We start from the raw sequence: 22,819 nt of genomic DNA, 5'->3' as shown, positions 1-22,819 counted from the left end.
TGCGCAGGGGAACGGAATCGGAGTATATCTATGCGGCGGATATCCGCGTTGGCGGTCGTGACGACCGTCGTGGCGTCGACCTGGGGACTCGGAGCGTCGACGGCGTCCGCAGAACCCGATGAGGCCCGGCTCGTGAGCACCACGGTCGTCGACGACCAGCAGCTCGACATCGAGGTCTACTCGCCGTCCATGGACGAGAACATCGAGCTGCGGATCCTGCGCCCCACCGACACCGATACTCCCGGCCCCACGCTGTACGTGCTGAGCGGCGTCGACGGCGGGTCGTACAACAACAGCTGGATGGACCAGTCCGACATCGTCGACTTCTTCTCCGACAAGCACGTCAACGTCGTCATCCCGAAGGGCGGCGAGTCGAGCTACTACACCGACTGGAAGCACGACGACCCGAACCTCGGCCGCTACAAGTGGGCCACCTTCCTCACGGAGGAACTGCCGCCCGTCATCGACAGCACCTACGCGACCACCGGCACCAACGGCCTGATCGGTTTCTCGATGTCGGGTACGTCGTCGCTCAATCTCGCCATCGCTGCACCGGATCTGTACGACGCGGTGGGCAGCTTCAGCGGCTGCGCGCGCACGAGCGACCCCCTCGGCCAGGCCTTCGTCACCACGACCGTCGTCAACTTCTTCGGCAACCCGCTCAACATGTGGGGGTCGTTCGACGACCCCACCTGGGTCGCCAACGATCCGTACGTCAACGCCGAGAAACTCCGCGGCACCACTCTGTACCTGTCGTCGCGCACCGGCCTGCCCGGCCGCTACGACAATCTCGAATCCGAGTGGATCAAGGACGAGGAAGACCTCGCCGACGTGGTCATCAAGGGCGGGCTCATCGAAGCCGCCGCGGCCGACTGCACCCGACGCATGGCGACGCGCCTCGACGAACTGGGCATCCCCGCCACCATCGACATCCACGACGACGGCACCCACAACTGGGGCTACTGGCAGGACGACCTGCACAACTCGTGGCCCGTCCTCGGCCCCGCGATCGGCGTCTCCTGACGAGTTCTCCACAGGCGGTCGGTTCATCCACAGATCCGGCCGATTCGTCCTCGTAGGCACCTGCGGGCCTGGGGCGACGGGCGATGCTGGGCGTCATGGGGGAGTTGATCCTGCGGCGCGAGGCACATGCGCGCGGCGTCACCGATGCGGAGATCCGACGTCTGGTGCGGAACGGAACGTGGACTCGGCTCGCGTCGGGAGTCTTCGTCCAGTCCGACCAGTATGCGGGGGCCGACGATCACGCTCGACATGCTCTGCGGGCACGGGCGTTCATCGCGAATGCCGGACCGACCTCGGCGCTGAGCCACGTATCGGCCGCGGTACTGCACGGGCTCGACGTCTGGCAGATCCCACTCGACGATGTGCACCTCACCCGCAACGCGCCGAGTGGAGCGCGGAGGACACCCGGCCGCGTCATGCACGCCGCGCTCTTCCGTGAGGCGGACGTCGTGGATCGGAGGGGAGCGCGGGTGCTGTCGGTCGCACGGACGATCACGGATGTGGCCGCAACGGTGCCGGTGGAGCAGGCCGTCGTACTTGCCGACAGTGCGCTGCGAGCAGGGCTGGTTGCCCCCGTCGATCTGACCCGTGCCGTGGAACGGATGGGGAGCCATCCCCGCATCGCGCACGCGCGTCGTGTCGTGCAGCTGTCGAGCGGGTGCAGCGACAGCGTCGGCGAGTCGCGGAGCAGGGTCCTGTTCGTCCGTGAGCAGATCCCATTGCCGCTCACACAGGTGGACGTCTTCTCCGCCGACGGCAGGTGGCTCGCTCGCGTCGACTTCCTGTGGCCGGAGCACGGTGTGATCGGCGAGTTCGACGGTCGGATCAAGTACCGCCGCGACGGGGTCGCGACCACCGCCGCCGAGGACGTGGTCTACCGCGAGAAGCTGCGGGAGGACGCACTGCGTCACGCGGGGTGGACGGTGGTGCGGTGGACGTGGCAGGACCTCGGGACCCGCGGCGCCGTCGCAACGAAGGTGCGGGAGGCGTTCGCACGGGCGGCGCGGGGGAGCGGGCCGACGGGGAGGTACGCAACAAAGAAGTGAGGCTCGCAACGCCAGCAGTCACTGCCAGCGTTGCGAGCCTCAACCTCGCGTTGCGTACCTACTTGCGGCCAGGTGCCTTCGCGCCGGGCTTGAAGCCGAGCGCGCCAGGCTTCGCCTTCGGTGCCTCGACCTCCGGCTTCGCCGGGGTCGCGGGCGCCTCGGGCTCCGCAGGAGCCTCGGCGACCGGCTCGGGTTCCGGCGTCGGCTCCGCCTTCGTCGGCGCAGCAGCCGGAGCGGCAGGCGCAGCCTTCTTCGCACCCGGTCCCTTCAGACCGCTCTTGAGCTGCAGTCCGCCCGGCTTCGCCTTCGGGATCGCCGACTCCTTCGGCTGCTCCGCAGGGGCTTCCGTCGCGGGAGCCTCCGCAGCAGGTGCTTCTTCGGCCGGAGCCGCGGGCGCAGAGTTCGCTGCCGGAGCCGCCTTCTTGGCGCCGGGGCCCTTCAGGCCGCTCTTGAGCTGGAGGCCACCCGGCTTCGCCTTCGGCACCGCAGGTGCCTCGGCTGCGGGAGCTTCCGACGACGACTCGGCAGGGGCAGCAGGTGCGGCCGGCTTCGCGGCACCCGGGGCCTTCGCACCCGGAGCCTTGAGGCCGCCCTTCATCTGCAGTCCGCCCGGCTTGGCCTTCGGTGCTGCCGGTGCCTCGGCTGCAGGAGCAGCAGAAGCCTCGGACGCGGCAGGTGCAGCCGGAGCCGCAGCCTTCTTCGCGCCCGGACCCTTCAGGCCACCCTTCATCTGCAGTCCGCCCGGCTTCGCCTTCGGAGCTGCGTGAGCCTCGGCTGCCTCGGAAGCAGGAGCCTTCGCACCACCGGGAGCCTTCGGTCCGCCCGGAGCCTTGAGACCGCCCTTCATCTGCAGACCGCCGGCCTTCGGGGCACCGGTGGTCTTCGGAGCAGCCGGCGCTGCCGCTGCCACCTCGACCTCCTCGACGCGCTCCTTCTCGACCTCTTCCGCGGTCTCCTCGACCTCGACCGGCGTCTTCGGCTGCTGGACGACCTTGAGGTTGTCGCTGAGCTTCGCGGCCTCGACGCGAGAGATGGACTCGAGCATGAGCTGCGCGACGTCGATGACCTCGACGCCCTCGCCCTTGCCCTCTTCCTGACGCGCCGTCACACCGTCGGTGAGCATGACGCGGCAGAACGGGCAGCCCGTCGCGATCTTGGCGGGATTCGTGGTGAGCGCTTCGTCGACACGGTCGATGTTGATGCGCTTACCGATCTTCTCCTCCATCCACATGCGGGCACCACCGGCACCACAGCACATGGACCGCTCGCCGTGACGCGGCATCTCGACGAGCTTCGCGCCCGACGCCGCCATCAGCTCACGCGGAGCGTTGTAGACCTTGTTGTGCCGTCCGAGGAAGCACGGGTCGTGGTAGGTCACGTCCTGGCCGACGGCCTTGACCTGGACCAGCTTCTTCGCCCGCACGAGACGGTTGAGCAGCTGCGTGTGGTGGACGACCTCGTAGCTGCCACCCACCTGCGGGTACTCGTTATTCAGCGCGTTGAAGCAGTGCGCACAGGTCACGACGATCTTGCGCTTGCTCTGCTCGACGCCCTCGAACACACCGTTGAGGACCTCGATGTTCTGCTGCGCCAGCTGCTGGAACAGGAACTCGTTGCCCGCGCGGCGAGCGGAGTCGCCGGTGCAGGTTTCCTCGGCGCCGAGGACCATGAACTTCACGCCGGCGGTCGCGAGGAGCTCGGCGACGGCCTTCGTGGTCTTCTTCGCACGGTCCTCGTAGGCACCGGCACAGCCGACCCAGAAGAGGTACTCGTAGCCGTCGAAGCTGTCGGCATCCTGGCCGAAGACCGGAATGTCGAACTCCATCTCGTTGATCCAGTTGAGACGGTCCTTGGCGTTCTGGCCCCAGGGGTTGCCCTTGTTCTCGAGGTTCTTGAACAGACCCGCGAGCTCGGACGGGAAGTCCGACTCGATGAGCACCTGGTAGCGACGCATGTCGATGATGTGGTCGACGTGCTCGATGTCCACCGGGCACTGCTCGACGCACGCACCACAGTTGGTGCACGACCACAGGGTCTCGGTGTCGATGACGGGAGCGAGTTCGCCTGCTTCCAGCAGTCCCTCGGTCTCGCCGACGAGCTTGCGACCCGATTCTTCGCGAGCCGACGCCGGGATCTTCGCCAGCTTGGCCTCGTCCGGGTTGCCCTCGGCGTTGACCAGGCCGACCTCGTCGCCACCGAGATCGGTGCGACCACCGGCGAGCAGGTAGGGAGCCTTGGCGTAACCGTGGTCGCGCAGCGACGTGATGAGCAGCTTCGGCGACAGCGGCTTACCGGTGTTCCAGGCGGGGCACTGCGACTGGCAACGACCGCACTCGGTGCAGGTCGTGAAGTCCAGCCAGCCCTTCCACGTGAAGTCCTCGATGCGGCCGGCACCGAAGGTGTCCTTGTCCGGATCGGCGTCTTCCATGTCGACGGGCTTGCCGCCGGACATCATCTGACGTGCGGCACCGAGGGCGGGACCGCCGTCGTCCTCACGCTTGAAGTAGATGTTGAAGAAGGCCGAGAAGCGGTGCCATGCGACACCCCAGGTGATGTTGCGGCCGACGATGTAGAGCCACACCATGCCCGACATGAGCTTGATGAACGCGAAGACCGACACGAGTTCGGGGCTCTCCGGAAGGATCCGGGCGACCTGCATCGTGAAGAAGTCGGTGTAGGCGTTGTGGTGGTGGTAGGTGGCGATCTTGCCGGCCTTCACCAGGATCATGCCCAGGCCCTCGAGCAGCACGACCGCTTCGACGAAGTAGGCGGCCTTGAAGTTCGAGCCGCTGAAGCGCGACATCCGACCGGGCTGACGCGGATGGTTGCGCTGGCGGATGTAGATCAGCGTCAGGATGCCGATCACCGTGCCGAGGCCGAGGATCTCGTCGATGAAGTGATAGACGACGGTGTCACCGATGAGGGGCCAGTGGAACTCCGGATCGAACGTCTGGCCGTAGGCCTCGAACCAGACGATCGCGCCGAGCATGAAGCCGACCATCACCAGCCAGTGCGCCCAGCCGACGGTCCGGAACTTGACCATCTTCGTGTGCGCGAGGAATTCGACGACCATCTGCTTGAAGCGCGGGAAGAACGGCCGCCAGCGGTCCGGGGCCGGCTGGCCGACCCGAATCGTGTTGACCATCTTCAATGCGCCGCTGATGAACGCGAACCAACACACGAGGCTCAGCAGCACGCCGATCGTGCCCAACGTAATCGTCAGGGCATTCATACGTGGCCTTTCGTGTCGGGGGCGGCGTCGTGCCGCCTGGTATGAGTCACCGCATCGTAACGCAAGCTAAGTTACCCACCGGTAACTTGGTCTGAACTGGAGTTACCCGTCAGTAGCAAAATCCGCATCGAATCGGAGACCGTGTGCCCGGACACGCTAGAGGTCAAACGTGATGCCGCCGTCACGCAGGATGTCCTAACCTGCCCGGAACGAGGCGTGTGTCACACGGACGTCACGACACGCTCTACCGGCCACGATGCGGTATCCATTCGGACAAAGGGGTATAACACTCCGGATGTGATGTCGGTTATGATTCGCCCGGTACATGGGGTTCGCATGTGGGCTGTGCGCGTCGGGGGACGTAGAACTCCAGGTCAATACAGCAGAATGGGGGCGTCTTAACAGGCGTGCGCCATGTCACAGAACGGAAAAAGATGAAGCTGAAGAAGCTTGCCGCTGTGGCGACGATGACGATCGCCGCCATGGGCATCACCGCCGGTACCTCGTATGCGGCGCCCGCTGCGCAGGACGAGATCAACTACGAGTCCAAGATCGAGGGCGACTCGGTGGTCACCGTCATCGACGCCGGCGAGTTCCAGGTCTCCGGGGACGGCGAGAGCGTCGAGCTCCAGGACAACGCCGGCAACACTGTCCTCAGCCTGCCGCTGGCCATTCAGCTCGGCGATCTGCAGCTCCCCTTCGAGCGTCAGATCAGCGAGGACGGCAAGACCCTCACGCTGACCCCGGTCACCGACCTGTCGAAGGCCACCCCCGTCGCCCCCGAGGACAAGGTCGGCGCGAGCCTCACGCCGGTCGCCCTGAAGCTGACCGATGTTGCTTCGCCGGACGAGAACCTGAAGGCTCAGCAGAATTTCGCGTCGCAGCTGGGTATCGCGACCGCGGTCGGCGGCCTGATCGGAACCATCATCGGCGCAGTTGTCGGCACCTTCGTGATGCCCGCTGTCGGCACCATCACGGGCGCTGGTATCGGTGGCGTCGTCGGAACCATCATCGCGGGTGGTCCGACGCTGATCGTTGCCGGTGTCGGCTTGGCGCAGACCCTGCTGGCGCCTCCGGGCACCACGGTCTACGCCAACTGATTCCAGTCGGCTAGGCATTCGAACTCGAACGGCCGCTGTAAGGACGAACTCCTTGCAGCGGCCGTTCTCCATCCGGCGTCGGAACCCATACAGAAAGGCCCTGTCCGAAAGTGCGGACAGGGCCTTCAGCTCGAATCGGGTGTCGTTACATGGACCCGATGAGTCGGCTGCCGTGGCGAATGATGTCCCAGACATAGCCGAAGATGTCGAAGCCGAGTTCGAGGCTGGTCATCAAGATCTCGCTGCTCAAGTGAAGTCCTTTCAGGGGATGGCGCTACCGGCCAGGGTGCGAGGATCGTAACCCACGCTAAACGGACATTGGGAAGCCAGGTCCCGGAGGTGGTTAGGTTCACCTAGGAAATGCAGCTCGCGGGCGCTTTCCGAAGCGGATTCAGGGGCATTTCCGAGGGCCCCTGGAGGCATCCTCCGAACGCCCGACGAAGGGCTGTTCCACCGCCTTCTGCCGCCGGTCGTTGTGGTGCAGGAGAACCGCCCCGAACCTGCGCCGACCGGCACGGCCGTACGCCCCTCCGAACGCCCCCACGAACGACGAAGGTCCGCTCCCCGTAGGGAACGGACCTTCGTGACGTTCTGGTCGATTACCAGGTGCGGACCTTCAGGCCCGGGTTCTCCGCCAGGACCGTCTTGATCGGCGTGGCGAACAGCTCGGGGCTCTCACCGAGCAGGCCGCTGACGAACCCGGCGATCTCGCACATGCCGTACTGGCCGACGTTCGAGGCACTGGAGATGCCGAGGGCGAGGGTGCCGGTGACGAGGGTGCCACCGCTGTCGCCCTGCAGGGCACACAGGTTGGTGGAGAAGCCGTTCTCGAGCACGCGGTGGCCGATCTCGACGTTCTGGCCGGTGGCGGTCACGACGCCGCAGCTGTAGCCGGTGCGCAGGCCCGACTTGCAGACCGGAGCGCCGACGACGGGATCCGCGATACCCGTGATGGGCAGCGGAGCGGCGAACGGAACGCGCACGCCGTTGTTCTCGAAGCGACCCGCGGCATCGGAGGTGGGGCGGATCAGCGCGTAGTCGCTGCCGTCGAGCACGGTCTTCTCGAACGAGCCGAGGTGCTGGCCGAGGTTGTCGCCGATGAGCTGGTGGACCTGGGAGGCCCACCGAGTGCCGGCCTGCGCGCGGTTGGGGTCGCAGTGACCGGCGGTGATGTTCACGGGCTGTCCGCTGCCGTCCTCGCCGTTGAAGCCGAGCGAGCAGCGCAGGCCCTCGCCGGCGCCGAGCGCGGCGTAGGCGTCGCCACCGAAGAGGGCGTCGGGGGCGTCGAGGCCACCGGCGATGGGCTGCAGGTCGGTCGCGCCTTCCGGCGTCAGCTCGGCGGGAGCGAACAGCACGCGCACCCCGTCGAGGAAGTCGGGGAGCTCGACACCGGACACGTTGTCGGTGCGCACGACGACGTCGTTGTTCACCACGTCGATGGCGATACCGCGGATGACGTCGGCGACGGCGGGCGGCTGGGTCTCGAGCCAGTCGCCCAGTGCGCCGAGCTGATCTTCGAGGGCGTCCTCGCTGCGTTCGGTCTCGGCGACGGTGAATCCGGCATCCTCGGCGGCCTTGCGGGCCTCCTCGAAGCCGTCACCCTCGGTGAGGCCGACCGTGGCGGTGCCCTGGTCGTCCAGCCACACACCGGCGAAGACGGCTTCGAACTGCTCCCGTGCCTTCTCGGCGAACGCGGCGAGATCCTGGCTGCGCTGCGCATCGGCGAGGAAGCGCTCGGCATCGATGTTCAGGTCGCGCTGCAACGCCTCGACGAGCTCGGCCGGCAGAGACGATGTCTGCGCGGGTTCGGTCTCGGGTTCGGCCTGCGCGATGGCAACGGCAGGACCGAGGAGCAGCAGTGCGGCCGAACCGATGACGGCCGTCCGACGTGCGAAGGTGCGTCGCATGGATACCTTTCTCGTTCCTTCACGCATGCACGCGCGAAGGCGCCGTTCCCCCGCGGATCGGCGTCCGTCCGATCCTAAGGGGTGAGCGAGGAAGTACATAGGTACTTCTCGGTTACGGATGAGACTCGTGTGACTGTTGTGACGAACGGACCGGACGGTTCCGGCCGTTATGCCGGGTTCGCCGCAGTACGGACTCGGGTGCCGGTGGCGTTCTCGATCTCCTGGATCGGAATGCCGAGGCTGGAGGTGCCACCGTTGGGCGCGAGTACCAGGTTCGCCTCGACGCAGTTCGGTGCGCCGGCGCTGTTCGATCCGCTGATCACGCCGAGGGCGAGGGTGCCGGTGACGATGGCGCCACCGCTGTCACCCGCGAGGGTGCAGGCGGAGGTGGCAAAGCCGCGGATGGTGCTCGAGAAGCCCGAGTCGTAGGTCAGCTGGGTCTCGATGCGGTCGGCGACGACGAGGCCGCACGTGAACGACGAGGATTGGCCCGACTTGCAGACGGGCGCGCCGACGACCGGAACGGCCGTGCCGGTGACCGTGAGTGTCGAACCGTTGCCGCCGCGGACCGACGGGCGGTCGAGGCCGGCCTCGACGCCGGCCTCGTCGAGCGAGACGATGCCGTAGTCGAGGGTGCTGTCGGTGCCCACCGTGGACTCGGTGAACTTGCCGATCCGCACGCTCTCGTCGATGTTCGCGCGGTTGGGCAGGTAGACCGTCGAACCACCGTCGGCACGGGCGACCGCGTCGCAGTGACCGGCGGTGAGATTGACGGCGTTACCGTCGGCGTCGACACCGTTGAAGCCGAACGAGCAGATGCCGATGCGCTCGATGGGCGTGGCGCGGACGTCGCCGTCGGCGGTGATGTAGGTGTCGCCACCCATCGGGGCCGGATCGTTCGGCGGCATGCCCGGCGACAGCTGGACCTGCACGTTCGCCACCAGCGACGGCAGGTTCAGTGCGCGCCCGATCGGCGAGTTCACGATGTCGAGGACGATCTGGTTGTTGAGCACATCGATCGACGCGGAGTTGATCTGCGACGACACCTCGCGCGGGAGCCCCGCCACCCAGCGGTTCAGCTCGGCGAGGGCCTGCTCGAGTCCGTCGGCCGAGACCGGCGCGACCGTGGCGTGGAAGCCGTCCTGCGCAGCGCGCTCGGCGGCCTCGCGATTCGTGACGGCGATGACCGGCTTGCCGTCCTCGCCGAGCCAGGCCCCGGCGAACTCGGAGGGGTGCTCGGAGCGGAAGTCGCGGGCGTAGTCGCCGAGCTCCTGCGCCCGGGCGGCACGATCGAGGTACTCCTCGGGGGACAGACCCAGGTCGCGCTGGATCGCCTCGACGAGTTCGGCGGGAAGTTCAGCAGAAGGCAACTGTTCGGCGGGCGCGGCACTCGCTGTGGCGCTCAAGGGCACTGCCAGCAGAACCGCGGAGGCCGCTGCGACTGCGACGCGGCGGGTGGTGGAACGGACTGCGGCGCGCGACGCCGACGAGAGACGCATGGAGGCCTTTCATGTGTGCTCGATGTGCTCTTGAACAGGTGCTTCGTGGAATCGGCGAGCCGACCCGCGGGACAGCCTACGGGACGGCCCGGCGACCGCCGATAGTGCCGTAGGTCACCACCCGGATACCCGCGCTGTCTAGCTGCCGGTCTCAGTCGGGGGTTCCGAACTGGGCTCCGGATCTGTCGGCTCGGAAGGCTCGGACGTGGGAGCAACGGTCGGCGACGTGGTCGTCGGCGTAGTGCTGTCCCCGCCACCGCTCCCGCCACTGCCTCCGCTACCGCGTCCGCCACCCGAGGAATCATCGGGCTGGTTCCGCCGCGACCAGCCGGTGCTCGACGTGGTCGAGGACGTGTCGGACGTGCTCGATGTGGTCGAGCCGGGCGACGACGAAGAAGAAGAGGACTGTTCGCTCGTGCCGGTGGTGGGATCGACCCAGGTCTGTTGCACGACCGGCGGAGCCACCGGGACCGTCTGCTCGGCGGTGGCCGGTTCGGTCGACTCCTCGGTGGTGGTCTCCTCGGTGCTGCGGGGAGCCGGTGTGGGGCGCGCCTTCGAGGTCGTCGTGGTCGCGGGTGCGGTCGGGGTCTCGGCGACCTGCGTGCCCGCGGTGGCCGTCGGGGAGTCCCGCAGCCCGAACACCAACGCGCCGATGCCTACGAGCAGCGCGATCGCCGCAGCCGCCGCGATGGCCGTGACCTTCGACGAACGACCCGAGGGCTTCTCGTCGGCGACTTCCCCGGCCGCGACGGCGGCGACCGTCGCCTTCGACGTGTTCGCCGCGGGCGCCGCGGCCGCAGCGGGCGTGGCACCCGGAGGGGGAGTCGCCGTGATCTTCGAGATCACGGCGGTGATCTCGGGGTCGAGTTCGCTGCGTCGCGGTTCGGCGAGCTTGGCGGTGGGCAGGATCTGCGTCGAGCCGAGGAGGTCGACCGAGCCGGCGGCCGCCGCGAGAGCGGCGCCACGCACCATCGTCTGGTGCGGCTCGGGCGCCAAGGCGCACCGCACGCCGAGTCCGGTCTTCACCGACTGTGCGACGAGCTGCGCCGCGCTCGGGTCGACCGCTTCGTCGATCGTGACGACGATGGCGTCGAGGTTGCTCACGAGCCAGCCGAACGCGCCGAGCGCCGACGAGAGCTGCGCGGCGACCGACGGAGCGTCGTCCTCGGGGAATCGGAAGGCCTTACCCGCCGCGACTCCCGAGCGCACGAGCGTGACGGTCGAGCCCTGCGGGTCGATGTGATAGACCGCGACGAGTCGCCCGGTCTGGTGTGCGACCTGCGATTCGAACCATGCCGCGGCGGCCTCGGCGTCGGAGACGAGCGAGACATGACGCAATCCGACGTAGTCGAGGGCGTTGCGCAGTACCGCGACCGTCGAGCTCGGCCAGTCGGTGGGGTACGTCGCCACTGCGGTGTACGGGGTGTCGCCGATGAGAGAGGCTGCGTCGGCCAGGAGGCATTCCATGGCCGTGGCGACGAGGTCTTCGGCGCGGGAGAGCGAACCGTCGTTGGCGCGGACACCACCGGAGTGGCCGAGACGATCGACGAAGCCGGTGAAGGAACTGGTGTGCCCGTCGACGATGTCGTGGTCGCCCAGTGTCGCGGTGCCGTCGGAATGCAGGTGGACGGCGGTGAACCGCTCGATCGGTGCGGGGTCCGGCCGTCCCGGCGTCGGTGAGGTGACCGCAACCGACGACACGGTGGTCCCCACCCTCAGGCCTACGCCTACGGACATGCCGGCTTGCCTCCATTCCGGTCGGAGTATGTGTGACGGGGTACATCTGCGCCGTGCCCCATGGCCCGGAGCAGTGACAGGAGCTCCGAGCGGGAACCGGCACCGAGTCGGCGCCGGATACGGGCGACATGATGTTCCACGGTCTTCGCGGAAATGTACAGGTGGTTTCCTACCTCTCGGTAGGTGAGGCCGGAAACCACCAGGTCGGCCACCTGCGCCTCGCGCTCCGACAGCGCACCCGGCTTCTCCCGTGCGCCGAGGGGGGATTCGTCCGGATCACCGGGGGGAGTGTCGGGGGCGATGTCCACCGGTGCGCGACCGGCCGGACCGTCCTGCCGGATCGTCCGCGCGACCTGCAGTAATCCGGTGGCGACGGTGGTGTCGTCCGTCCGCAGCGCTGCTTCTCCCGCGAGCTTCGCGCCGTCCCACGGAAGACCGACGGACGCGAGGGACTCGGCCGCCTCGCGGATGCGCGTCGCGTCGACCTCACCGCGCAGCACCGAGAGCCATGCGTGCCCGGCCCGCGCGAGCACCGCGGCGTAGGCGGTGGTCTCCGCAGCCAGGGCCAGCGCGCGGGCGTGCGGGACGAGGTCGGCCGGACGGTCCGCGGCGATCGCGGCCTGCACCCCGTACCAGTGCAGCGCCGCACCCCACAGCGGTGGCTCACCGAGGGTGGTGAGCAGCGCGCGGGCAGCGGCGACGAGATGCGCGACCCGCGCGGACTCTCCGAGTCGGACGGCAGCCAGCCACAGTTCACCCAGGGGCAGCAGCCCGAACAGGTCGACGGCGTACTCCGCCACCACCGACTGCGCGGCCTGCCACCGCACCGTCAACGCTCCGAGGTCGGCGTTACGTCGCGCCAGCCCGACCTGCAGGGCGTGGAAGAAGAGGAGGTCGCGCTGCCCGGTCACCTCGGGAGCGACGGCTTCGGCGGTGGCTGCGGCGGCTGCGAGATCACCGCCGAGCATCTCGGTCCACGCCACCAGGATGCGATTGCGCACGGTGGGCGTCTCCGGACGGTCGAGGATCGCGCGTGCGTGCCCGAGTTCGCCCGAGTGCAGACACAGCAGTGCGGCGACGGCGTCGACCGTGTCGGGCCAGGCGCGCAGCGACCCGTCGGAGCCGAGGCTCGTCAGGGCACGGGCGAGGCGGTTCATTGCGATCCGGCCGTCGCCGCCGACGGATTCGCGCAGGCCCTCCTCGAGCAGTCGCGCGGCGGAGGCCGACGAGGTCGGCGCACCCGATGTGGCGGCACCGCGGAGATGTTCTGCGGCCGAGGGGCGACCGGCGGCGAGCAGCACGGTGGCGGCGAGGGGAGCGTCCGTACCGACCCGGTCGGGGCCGAGCCATTCGAACAGGTCGGCACTGCGGTCGAGCATGCCACGATGTGCGGCGATGCTCGCGGAGATCCGGGTGGCGGCGCGCAGGTCGTCGACGTCCGCCGTGTCGGCGCGGTCGAGCAACCGGTCGGTGATCTGTTCGGCTCGTTCGAGATCCCCTGCTGCGAAGGCGACTTCGGCTCGTCGCACCGCAAGGGTCGCTGGATCGGCTCCCGCGGGTACGGCGGCGTCGAGGAGTTCGGCGGCTTCGCGCGGTGGCGCGTCGGCCGCGAAGGCGACGAGCCGATCGGCGAGGTGCGGGTCGGTGAGACCGATCGTCGCGAGACCGCGGGCGAGCTGCGGCGTCAGCGTTCCGGTGTCGATGCGGGTCGCGAGGAGACGACGCGCGACGGCGAACAGGTTGTGCCTCCCCAGGACGCCGGCGGGCACACCGCTCGCCCCGGTGGTGAGGCTCGCGGCATCCGTGCCGAGCAGGCCACTCGCACGAGCGGCATCGACGAGGTCGAGGGCACGCTCGACAGGGATGTCGAGTACGGCGGCGAGTTCGCCGGGATCGAGCGTGGCACCGAGATCGACGAGCGCCAGGGCCGCGGTGAGATCGAGATCCGCGAGGAGCTGCCGGCGGATCGCTTCCTCGACGACCCGCCGGACATCACCCTCCGTCCGTACGGCCTCGAAGGCGGTGTCGACGAGATGCGGTACGCCGCCCGTGAGGCGGTGCAGGGCACGGACCTGGGGCGGTGCGAGCCGGAGCTCGAACGACGCCGCGCGACCGGCAATTTCGCGAGGCGTCCACGAACCCAGTTCCACCACGGTCCCGTGTCCCACGAATGCTGCTGTCAGCGAACGCATCTCGGCTCGGTGCGGTCGGGCTTCGGTGGCCACGACGATCCCCGTCGGTGCATCCCGGATGTGGTCGACGAGCTCCTGCAGTTCCGCGGCGGTCATGCGGTGTGCGTCGTCGACGATGCGGGCCTCGCCGAGTTCGGTTCGGAGCGAAGCGAGTATTGCGGACTTCCCGGTTCCGGCGCCGCCGACGAGCAACAGTCGCGGGGGAGCGGCCACGGTCAGGGCACGCGTGACCTCCCTGGGGACCGGGCGTCGCGGAGGAGCGGGAGCAGACGTCATCGGGATCGGTCAGCGCCCGGTTCCGAGCAGTCCGCCGACGACCTGCCCCGTGCCGTCGAGGACACCACCGACCACGTTGCCGGTGCCGTCGAGCACCCCACCGACGCCGTTACCGACACCCTCGACGACGGCACCGGCACCCTGACCTGCGCCGGACAGGGCGTCGCCGACACCGCTGCCACCCGTGCTCGGCGGGGTCGGTTGCGGCGCGGGCTGAGGAGCGGGCGCCGGGGCCGGGGCAGGAGCGGGTTGCGGCGCGGGCTGGGGTACCTGCGGGCTTTGACCGGGTGCTGCCGGCGCGGGTGCGGTCGGGTCCGGCGCAGGTACAGCGCCGGTGGGTGCGGCGCCGGAAGCGGGCGTCGCGGCGACCGGGACAGCGGTCACGGTCCCGTCCGGGCCCTGCACCCGGACCGGGACGACGGTTCCCGCCTCGGACGGCTGCGCGCCGGTCGTGCCGGGGACGGTCGTACCGGAGACGGTCTCGGTGGTCGTCGGGTTCCCGGCCACGACCTCGCTCGACGGACGTACCTCCGAACCGGGCGTCTCGGCCTCCGACGACAGGGTGCCGATCGCCAGTCCGCCCCCGGCGAGGACGACGACGGCGGCGACAGCAGCCCCCACCAGCGTGAACGAACGGGCACGGGCGCGTGCGGGGGTGCCGGTCGCGGTGTCGACGACCGCCGGCCGGTGCGCGGCAGCGACCGGCTGCGCCTCCGCGGCGGACACCACCGGCAGCGCGACGGTCTCGGGCTCGTCGTCGACGGCAGGTGCAGGAGGCGTCACCGGGGCAGCCACAGTTGCGGCACCTGCCTCGGCCGCGGCGAGCGCGGCTCCGTGCGCTGCGGTGAAGACCGGTCGCGCCGACGAGACGATCGGCAGACCCAGTTCCGACGAAATCAGTTCGGTGACGAGCGGGGTGGACGAGCCACCACCGATCAACAGCACGCGTCCGATGTCCGAACGATCGAGCCCGGCCCCGCGGATCGCGTCCTGCACCACGACGAGCGACGCCTCGAGCGGTTCCCGGGCGAGTTCCTCGAACTCGCTGCGTACCAGACGCAGGTCGCGGTGCAGGCCGGGCAGCGCGACCGGCACCACCGTCTCGGTGTCGCTGGACAGCGCTTCCTTCGCCGCGCGGCACCGGGAGCGGAAGTCGGCGAGTGCCGCGACGGTCGCGGAATCGAACGGATCGAGGCCGGCTGCGTCCTCGCCGAGCGTTCCCAGCAGATAGGTGGTGACGAGGTGGTCGAGGTGATCGCCGGAGACGTCGTCGCTGCTCAGCGGTCGGCCCAGCAGCGTCGGGTGGGCGCCGCCCTGCACGACGGCGACGTCGAGGCAGCGCGCACCGAGGTCGTAGACCACCGTCACGTCGTCGCCCAGCGGCCCGTGGGTGGCGTCGAGCCAGCGCACCGCCGCGATCGGTTCGGGGATCGTCCGTGCGGTCACTTCGGCGCGGACGAGTGCCGCCTGCAGGGCCTCGACGGTGTGCGCCGACCACGCGGCGGGATGCGCCAGCATCGTCGGCACATCGGAGGTACCGGTGCGGTACTGCAGGCAGGCCACGGTCGATGCGACGAGATCCTCGCCGAGGTAGGTGGAGCCGTCGTCGGCGAGGATGCCGACCGGATCGCCGACCCGGGCCGCATAGCCGGAGAACACCTGCGTGCCGGGGATCGGGGCACCGGCGCCGAGGACGGGGGCCCCGCCCTCGGGGAGGTGGAGTTCGGTAGGAATCGACAGAACGCTGGGATCGCCGGATCGGGGCTGGTCGAGCACGGTGAGGGCCACCGAGTTGGCCGCCCCGATCGTGACGCCGAGTCCTGAGTACATGCACGCTCCCGGGTTCTGGGCGGACATCGGTCCGCGTTCTCGTTCCATCGTTCGGTCTCGATGAGCCTGTCGTTCCCACCCCGTCACCTGTTAGCTCCCACTCCGCCCACCTGCCCGATCGTGGGGACGATCCCCTAACGGCCCCGATGCCCCCGCACCCCGATCCCCTAACGGGCGACGGCAGACAGGGGGCCGCACCCCCTGTGCCCATGACCCGCGGATTCGTAGCGTCGTTCCCAGATCCCGACGACTCAGGAGACACGTGATGGCCACCAACGCCGTACTCGACTTCATCCTCGGCCTGTTCCGCGACGAGAAGGAACTCGCCCGGTACTGCAGCAACCCCGAGGCCGTCCTCGCCGAAGCCGGACTGGACGACGTGTGCCACGCCGACATCGTCGCCGTCGCCCCGCTCGTTGCGGACAGCGGTCTGTTCGCCGGGACCGCCGCCGAACTGACCGCAGCGCTGAACGGTGCGGCGAACGTCGGAGCGTCGATCGCCGGTACCGCCGCGGCCGGCCTCGGCGGAGCGGCAGGTCTCGGTGGAGCAGTGGGCCTGGGTGGCGCTGCCGGCCTGGGCCTCGGTGTGGGTGCAGGCCTCGGTGGGGGCCTGGGTCTCGGTGGCGGACTGAACCTCGGCGGGAGTGTCGGCGCGCAGACCGGGATCGTCGCCGACCTCGGTGCGCAGCTCGGAGCGGCACTCGAAGCCGGTGGCGAGCTCGGTGCTTCCCTGGGTGCTGCGCTCGGTGGTGCACTCGGCGCGGGTCTCGAACTCGGTGGAGACCTCGCCGTCGGGGGTGCTCTGGATGTCGGTGGTGCGCTGGCCGGGGCGCTCGAAGGCGGTCTGGGCCTGGGTGTCGGTGCCGCCGCCGATCTCGCCGCCGCGATCGACGCTGCCGTCGAGGCATCGGGCGGTCTCGGCGCCGACCTCGCGACCACCCTCGAAGGAGCCCTGGGTATCGGCGGGACGCTCGGCGTCGACATCGGGCTCGCTCTCGGTGGCCTGCTGGAATCGGCCGTCGATGCCGGTGGTGCTTTCTCGACCGAGCTCACCGCGGCCCTCGACGGCGGTGCCGAACTGGGGGTCGCGCTCGGCACGACGCTCGGTGGCGTTCTCGGCGTGGGCACGGAACTGACCGGCGCGCTCGGCACGAGCCTGGGCGGCGTCCTCGGGGGTGTGGTCGATCTCGGGGCCGGACTGGGAACCGACCTTTCCGCCGGTCTCGACGCCGGCGTGGGCGCGACCCTCGGGCTCGGTGCGTCCCTCTCGGCCCTGCTCGGAGCGGGTGGCGGAGCTGCGGCCGATCTCGGTGCCGCGCTCGGGACCGTCATCGAGAGCAGCGCGCAGGGAGGCTTGCTCGGCGGCGTCGACCTCGACACGGTCCTCTCGGGTGGCGGCGAGATCGACGCGGAGGCCGGAGCGGGCATCGAACTCGGCACGCTGGTCGGCGGGGTGCTCGGCGGCGCGCTGGGCCTCGAGACCACCGCGACCACCGAACTGTCGTCGGCGTTGAACGTCGCCATCGGATCCACCACAGGTATCGGCGCGACCGTCGATTCGACCGTGCAGGTGGGGACGAGCCTCGGAACGGATCTGTCGTCCGTCCTCGGCTCGACCTTCGCGACCGGCGGTTCGGCCGGCGCCGAACTCGGTCTGCAGCTCGGCAGCGCACTCGAGACTGCCGCAGGGTCGGTGCCCGGCGATGCGGGTGCCGATCTCGGCACGCAGCTCGCGACGACGATCGGCGGCAGCCTCGATGCCGGTGCCGAAGCCACCGGTCAGCTGGGTTATGCCCTCGACGGTGCGCTGGACGCGGCGGCGGAACTCGGGGCCGGAGTGAACGTGGGAGCGGACCTCGGCGCGGCGATCGACTCGGGCATCGGCGCGGCCGGTGGACTGGGAACGTCGGTCGACCTGGGTGCAGTCACCGACTTCGAAAGCGCGCTGGATCTCGGTGGTGCAGCAGACCTGGGCGCTGCCGCCGACCTCGGTGTCTCCGGCGGTCTGGAGAGCGCAGCCGACCTCGGTGCCGAACTGTCCACGCAGGTGGGGACGGCCCTGTCGGGGCAGGTCGATACGGCCCTGTCGGGCGGTGCGGAGAGTTGGGCATCGGTCGGTGAGGACGTCTTCGGCTCCGCCTCGGGAGCTGCGGGACTCTTCGGCGAGGGCGACCTCACCGCGACCTCCGGTCTCGGCGGTGGCCTGTTCGCCGGCACCGGCGGCGACTCCTCTCTCGGTGCCACCGACTCCACCGACCTCGACGGACTGCTGCCCTGACCGCAGCGGTGCGGGCTCCGGGACATAATGGCCGGAGCCCGCACCGATGGAAGGCGAGTCGACGCAGCCCATGCAGCATTCACCGGATACGCAGCATTCATCCGATCCCTCGAGACGCCGAGCGCTTCTCGACCTGATCGACTCCGCGATCGCGCGTTCCCGCAGCGCCGGGCGCAACGATCTCATCGACCGGCTGACGGCCGCCCGCACGAAGGTCTCCGACCCGCGACTGCGGGTGGTCGTCGTCGGCGGACTGAACCAGGGCAAGAGCCGCTTCGTGAACGCACTGCTCGGCCTCGAGGTGTGTTCTGTCGGCGACGACGAGACCACCGCGGTCCCCACGCTCGTGCAGCACGGGCAGGAGCCGTCCGCCGAACTCGTCCCGACCGGTTCGGCGCCGCGCATCGCCGTCCCCTTCGACGACCTGCAGCAGGTCGCGCCGCGCAGTGCCGGCCGGGACGTCGAACGGCTCGAGGTGAGCGTGCCGAGCCCACTGCTCGCCGACGGACTCGTGTTCGTCGACACCCCGGGCGTGGGCGGACACGGAAACCCGCACACCGCAGCCACATTGACCCTCCTCGCCACTGCGGACGCGGTCTTCGTCGTCTCGGACGCGAGCCAGGAGTTCACCGCACCGGAGATGTCGTTCCTGCGACAGGTGCAGACGTTGTGCCCGGCGTCGGCGGTGCTCGTCACCAAGACCGACGTGTATCCGCACTGGCGTGCGATCGTCGACGCCGACCGCGAACACCTGCAACGAGCCGGACTCGACCTGCCGCTGCTGCCCGTCTCGTCCCTGCTGCGCGAATACGCCCTGCGCACCGAAGACGCCTCGCTGCAGCAGGAATCCGGCTTCGACGCGATCTACGACTTCCTGCGCGACCAGGTGGTCGCGCGCAACGCCGACTCGGCGCGACTGTCGGTGGCACACGACGTGAAGACCGTCGTCGACCATCTCGCACTCGGATGCGAGAGCGAACTCGTCGCCCTGCGCGACCCCGAATCGGGAAACGCCGCGATCGAGGACCTCCACCGGGCGCGTGCCGCGACCGAGGCGTTGCGGACGCGGGCGGCGCGGTGGCAGATCACGTTGTCGGACGGCATCGCCGATCTCGCGGCCGACATCGACCACGACCTGCGCGACCGGTTGCGCACGGTGACCCGCGATGCCGAAGCGTCCGTGGACGACTGCGATCCGGGCAAGGAATGGCCGAGGCTGGGGCAGTGGCTCGCCGAGCAGGTCGCCGAATCCGTCGGCGACAACTTCGTGTGGGCACACGAACGCGCCGAGATCCTCGCCGGCAGGGTCGCAGAGCACTTCGCGCTCGACGACGCGTCTCTGCCCTCGCTGCATCTCGGCGACCTGTCGAAGCTGCTCGATCCCGTCGAGAACCTGTCCGATCTCGAATCCGGCCGGATCGGTATCGGTCAGAAGGTGCTCGTCGGCATGAAAGGCTCCTACGGTGGCGTGCTGATGTTCGGTCTCGTCACCACCCTGATGGGGATGGCGCTGGTGAACCCGATCTCGGTGGGAGCCGGAGTCGTCCTGGGCACTAAGGCGTATCGCGACGACAAGCAGGTCCGGCTCGCCAAGCGCCGCGCCGACGCGAAGAACGCGATCCGCGCCTTCACCGACGACGTGAGCTTCCAGGTCGGCAAGGAATCGAAGGACCGACTTCGCCTCATCCAGCGTCAGCTGCGCGATCACTTCACCGAGATCGCCGAACAGACACTGCGTTCGCTCGACGAGTCGCTCGAAGCGACCCGTCAGGCCGCGACCGTGCAGGAACAGGAACGCCGCCGTCGAATCGGTGAACTCGACACGCAGGTCGCGGAACTGAGCCGATTGCGTGAGCGCGCCGCGGAACTCGCGGGAGTGTCGGCGTGACCCCGGCTCTCGCGCGCGCCCGCGACCTGCTCGATCGGGCACGCGCGTCGTACGGCGGGGACCCGGCCGTCGCGGACCGGCTCGACCACTGCGCCGCGCGACTCGATCAGCCGTTGCGGGTCGCGCTCGCAGGATCGCTCAAGGCCGGTAAGTCGACTCTGCTCAATGCGCTTGTGGGACAGGATATCGCGCCCACCGACGCGACGGAGTGCACGCGCGTCGTCACGTGGTACCGCAACGGCCCGGTGCCGTCGGTGAACGCCTGGTACGACGGGGACCGCCGCATGCCGGTGCCCGTGCAGCGTCCCGACGGGCGTCTGACCTTCGACCTCGGCGAACTCACCGCCGACCACGTCGACTTCATCGACGTCGAATGGCCGGCCAGCGCGCTGGCACAGACCACCATCATCGACACCCCGGGCACGTCGTCGTTGTCGCAGGACGTGTCGGCGCGGACCCTGGCGCTGCTCACCCCGGAGGAATCGGCCTCCGGGGCCGACGCCGTCGTCTACCTGATGCGCTCGCTCGGTGCCGCAGACGTCGAATTCCTCGAACGGATCGGCCGGCACGTCGGCGGCGGATCGGGGCCGCTCGGCATCGTCGGGGTGGTGTCGCGCGCCGACGAGGTCGGTGCCGGTCGTGCCGACGCGATGATGTCGGCGAAGCAGGTCGCGGCGAGGTTTACCGACGAACTCGAACGCACCGGACTGTGCCAGGCGGTCGTGCCGGTCGCCGGGTTGCTCGCCCTCGCCGCACGGACCCTGCGGCAGAACGAGTTCGCGGCCTTCGAGGCGCTCGCACAGGTTCCGGCGGAACAACTGCAGGTCGCGATGCTGTCGGCCGACCGTTTCGCGCGGCCCGACGTCGACCTGCCCGTCGACCCCGGGATGCGGGCGCGTCTCGTCGACCGGTTCGGTCTGTTCGGCATCCGCACCGCGGTGCTGCTCGTGCAGCTCGGCGCGCGCGATTCACCCTCCCTCGCCGCCGAACTCGTCGCGCGCAGCGGGCTCGACGAGCTGCGTCAGGTCATCGACGTGCAGTTCGGTCAGCGTGCCGATCAACTCAAGACCCATTCGGCGCTGCTGGCGCTCGAGCGGGTCCTGCACGCGTGCGGCGACCACGAGTTGCTGGGAGCCGTGCGACGCGAACTGGCCGACGACCACGGGTTCGCCGAACTCCGCCTGCTGGGCAGACTGCGGTCGTCGTCGGTGTCGCTGCCCGACGAGGAGGTCCAGGTTCTGCATCGCGTGATCGGTGGGTCCGGGATCGGCGCCACCCGGCGCCTCGGTCTCGCCGACGACGCGTCGCCCGCCGAGATCCGTGCGGCGGCCGTCGATGCGGTGCGGCACTGGCGATCCCGCGCCGAGCATCCGCTGCTCGATCCGTTCACCGCGAAGGCCGCAGCGGTGGCGGCGCGTAGTGCGGAAGGGCTGGTCGCGGCGAACGACGCGCGGTCAGCGTAAGCGCGGGGACGGATGCTCGGTGTCGTCATCGAGCATCCGTCCCCGAATCGTGCAATCAACGTCGACGGGCTCTGCCGGCGGCGCGCAGCAAACGGGCGTGGACGGCCTCGAAGCGGAACAGATCCGCCCACGTCCACCGCACGACCTCGAAGCCCAGGGCTCGGATCGCGTCCTCCCGCAGTTTCTCGCGATGGACGGTCTCGGCCGTCGCGCCGGGCTCGTCCGAACCGTACTTGCTCCGTCCGTCGAATTCCCCGACCACACCTTCGTCGTCCCAGAGGAAGTCGGGACGAGCGACGAATGCTCCGGAAGGGGTCCGCAGCTCGTGCTGCAGCTTCGGTGCCGGTAGCCCCGCAGACCGGATCCTTAGTCGGCTGAGCGACTCGCCGGGACTTTCACTGCGACCGTCGAGGAAGGCAACGATCCGCCGGGCGGCAGCGATCCCGTGCCGCATCCCCGAAGATGCCAGCGCATCGAGAAGTAGGGGTGCGATATCGGGATGTGCCCGCAGCGCCGCGTCGCCGGCGATCACCGCCGAGTCTGCCGGCAGCGTTCGTGCCAGGTCGACAACGGTCTGCGCGACGGTCGTGGTGCGCAGACCCGAGACGACGCAGACCTCCTCGGGTTGATAGGCGCACTTGTGTACATGGAGGGTCGGGGTGCGACGTCCACTCGACCGGTCGCGGCTGATGTGGACGGGGGAGAGGTCGACGTTCCAGAGAGGCAGGCCGTGCAGCACTGCAGCGGAGACATGGCTGACGACGGCGTCCGGGGTGGTCCGTCCCCGTCGCGCCAGTACGCGCGCATGGTGCAGGGTGAGCGCGTCGACGTCCACGCCACCGTCGACGTACACACCGCGGGTGATGTTCCGCAGTCGTCCCGAGCGGACGGCCTGACGGATCTCGTCGGAGGTCGTCCCGCCGGCCAGCAGGTCGGAGCGCAGAAGGAAGTTCGGTTCGTTCATGCAGCGAGGGTCGTGTACGGCGACGACGGACCCGGAGCATCGAAGCCCTCGACCTGCCGATCTGTGGATCGACGCGGCCCCTGTGGACAACCCGTCCTTGCGCACCGGTGCGGACAGAGGCGCCTTGCCGACGTCGTGTATCCGTCCCCGAAGCGAGCCGATGCAATCCGGAGGAGTGATGTGTGCCACTCCCGGAACAAATCCCCACGACCTGCCGTTGGATGAGTCAGACAACTTGAGCGCATGAGACTCAACTTCACTTGACGGCGTGGACCGCTCGGGTGCAGGCTTGAGTCGACCGCGCTCACCTGAGCCGAACAGGCTCAGGTCGGGCATGGAACGTTTTCGCGGCGCGCACGCGTCGCGGCAGGAACATTGGAGGAA

At 69.3% G+C, this 22,819-nt stretch carries 13 protein-coding genes; 6 read left to right on the top strand and 7 right to left on the bottom strand.

What is annotated here, in order from left to right; all coding sequences use genetic code 11:
* Positions 1-30: 30 nt before the first annotated feature.
* Positions 31-1,023, top strand: coding sequence for an alpha/beta hydrolase (locus ACWPOC_RS22380; protein ID WP_228525641.1), 993 nt, complete (start codon positions 31-33; stop codon positions 1,021-1,023).
* 95 nt (positions 1,024-1,118) lie between these two features.
* The gene (locus ACWPOC_RS22375; RefSeq protein ID WP_455409353.1) at positions 1,119-2,069 is read left to right on the top strand and encodes a hypothetical protein; all 951 of its coding nucleotides are present in this window, start codon (positions 1,119-1,121) and stop codon (positions 2,067-2,069) included.
* Positions 2,070-2,127: 58 nt separating this feature from the next.
* On the opposite strand, the gene ACWPOC_RS22370 is transcribed toward ACWPOC_RS22375, so the two are convergent.
* Entirely contained in the window at positions 2,128-5,301 is a 3,174-nt protein-coding gene (locus tag ACWPOC_RS22370; RefSeq protein ID WP_455409352.1) for a (Fe-S)-binding protein, read from the bottom strand.
* A 434-nt stretch (positions 5,302-5,735) separates the two neighbouring features.
* Here ACWPOC_RS22370 and ACWPOC_RS22365 point away from each other — a divergent pair, with 434 nt between their 5' ends.
* The gene (locus ACWPOC_RS22365) at positions 5,736-6,401 is read left to right on the top strand and encodes a hypothetical protein (protein ID WP_085469144.1); all 666 of its coding nucleotides are present in this window, start codon (positions 5,736-5,738) and stop codon (positions 6,399-6,401) included.
* Positions 6,402-7,000: 599 nt separating this feature from the next.
* On the opposite strand, the gene ACWPOC_RS22360 is transcribed toward ACWPOC_RS22365, so the two are convergent.
* From ACWPOC_RS22360 to ACWPOC_RS22340, 5 genes are all read right to left on the bottom strand, one after another.
* Positions 7,001-8,308, bottom strand: a complete 1,308-nt coding sequence (locus tag ACWPOC_RS22360) for a S1 family peptidase (protein ID WP_085469143.1) — start codon at positions 8,306-8,308, stop codon at positions 7,001-7,003.
* A 167-nt stretch (positions 8,309-8,475) separates the two neighbouring features.
* Positions 8,476-9,807: a S1 family peptidase gene (locus tag ACWPOC_RS22355; RefSeq protein ID WP_085469142.1), complete on the bottom strand. Its 1,332-nt coding sequence runs from the start codon at positions 9,805-9,807 to the stop codon at positions 8,476-8,478.
* 138 nt (positions 9,808-9,945) lie between these two features.
* Complete coding sequence (locus tag ACWPOC_RS22350; protein WP_455409351.1) at positions 9,946-11,544, bottom strand: hypothetical protein; 1,599 nt, start codon at positions 11,542-11,544, stop codon at positions 9,946-9,948.
* Complete coding sequence (locus ACWPOC_RS22345) at positions 11,535-14,012, bottom strand: LuxR C-terminal-related transcriptional regulator (RefSeq protein ID WP_455409350.1); 2,478 nt, start codon at positions 14,010-14,012, stop codon at positions 11,535-11,537. The genes ACWPOC_RS22350 and ACWPOC_RS22345 overlap by 10 nt, the downstream gene beginning before the upstream one ends.
* A 9-nt stretch (positions 14,013-14,021) precedes the next feature.
* Positions 14,022-15,842, bottom strand: coding sequence for an Hsp70 family protein (locus ACWPOC_RS22340; RefSeq protein WP_455409349.1), 1,821 nt, complete (start codon positions 15,840-15,842; stop codon positions 14,022-14,024).
* Positions 15,843-16,107: 265 nt separating this feature from the next.
* Between ACWPOC_RS22340 and ACWPOC_RS22335 the strand changes: the two genes are divergently transcribed.
* From ACWPOC_RS22335 to ACWPOC_RS22325, 3 genes are all read left to right on the top strand, one after another.
* Positions 16,108-18,120 (top strand): IniB N-terminal domain-containing protein, encoded by a 2,013-nt coding sequence (locus ACWPOC_RS22335; protein WP_120280256.1) that lies wholly within the window; start codon positions 16,108-16,110, stop codon positions 18,118-18,120.
* Positions 18,121-18,190: 70 nt separating this feature from the next.
* Positions 18,191-20,008, top strand: a complete 1,818-nt coding sequence (locus tag ACWPOC_RS22330) for a dynamin family protein (RefSeq protein ID WP_120283652.1) — start codon at positions 18,191-18,193, stop codon at positions 20,006-20,008.
* A complete protein-coding gene (locus ACWPOC_RS22325; RefSeq protein ID WP_455409348.1) occupies positions 20,005-21,471 on the top strand; it encodes a dynamin family protein in 1,467 nt (488 codons plus the stop codon). Before ACWPOC_RS22330 ends, ACWPOC_RS22325 begins: the two co-directional genes overlap by 4 nt.
* A gap of 55 nt (positions 21,472-21,526) precedes the next feature.
* Here the strand turns inward: ACWPOC_RS22325 and ACWPOC_RS22320 are convergent, their stop codons facing one another.
* A complete protein-coding gene (locus ACWPOC_RS22320) occupies positions 21,527-22,435 on the bottom strand; it encodes a hypothetical protein (protein WP_120280254.1) in 909 nt (302 codons plus the stop codon).
* Positions 22,436-22,819 lie beyond the last annotated feature (384 nt).

The sequence above is a fragment of the Rhodococcus sp. 5G237 genome (assembly GCF_053764735.1).
The sequence above is the reverse complement of the archived record's forward strand: the minus strand, read 5'-3'. Positions and strand labels throughout refer to the sequence as shown.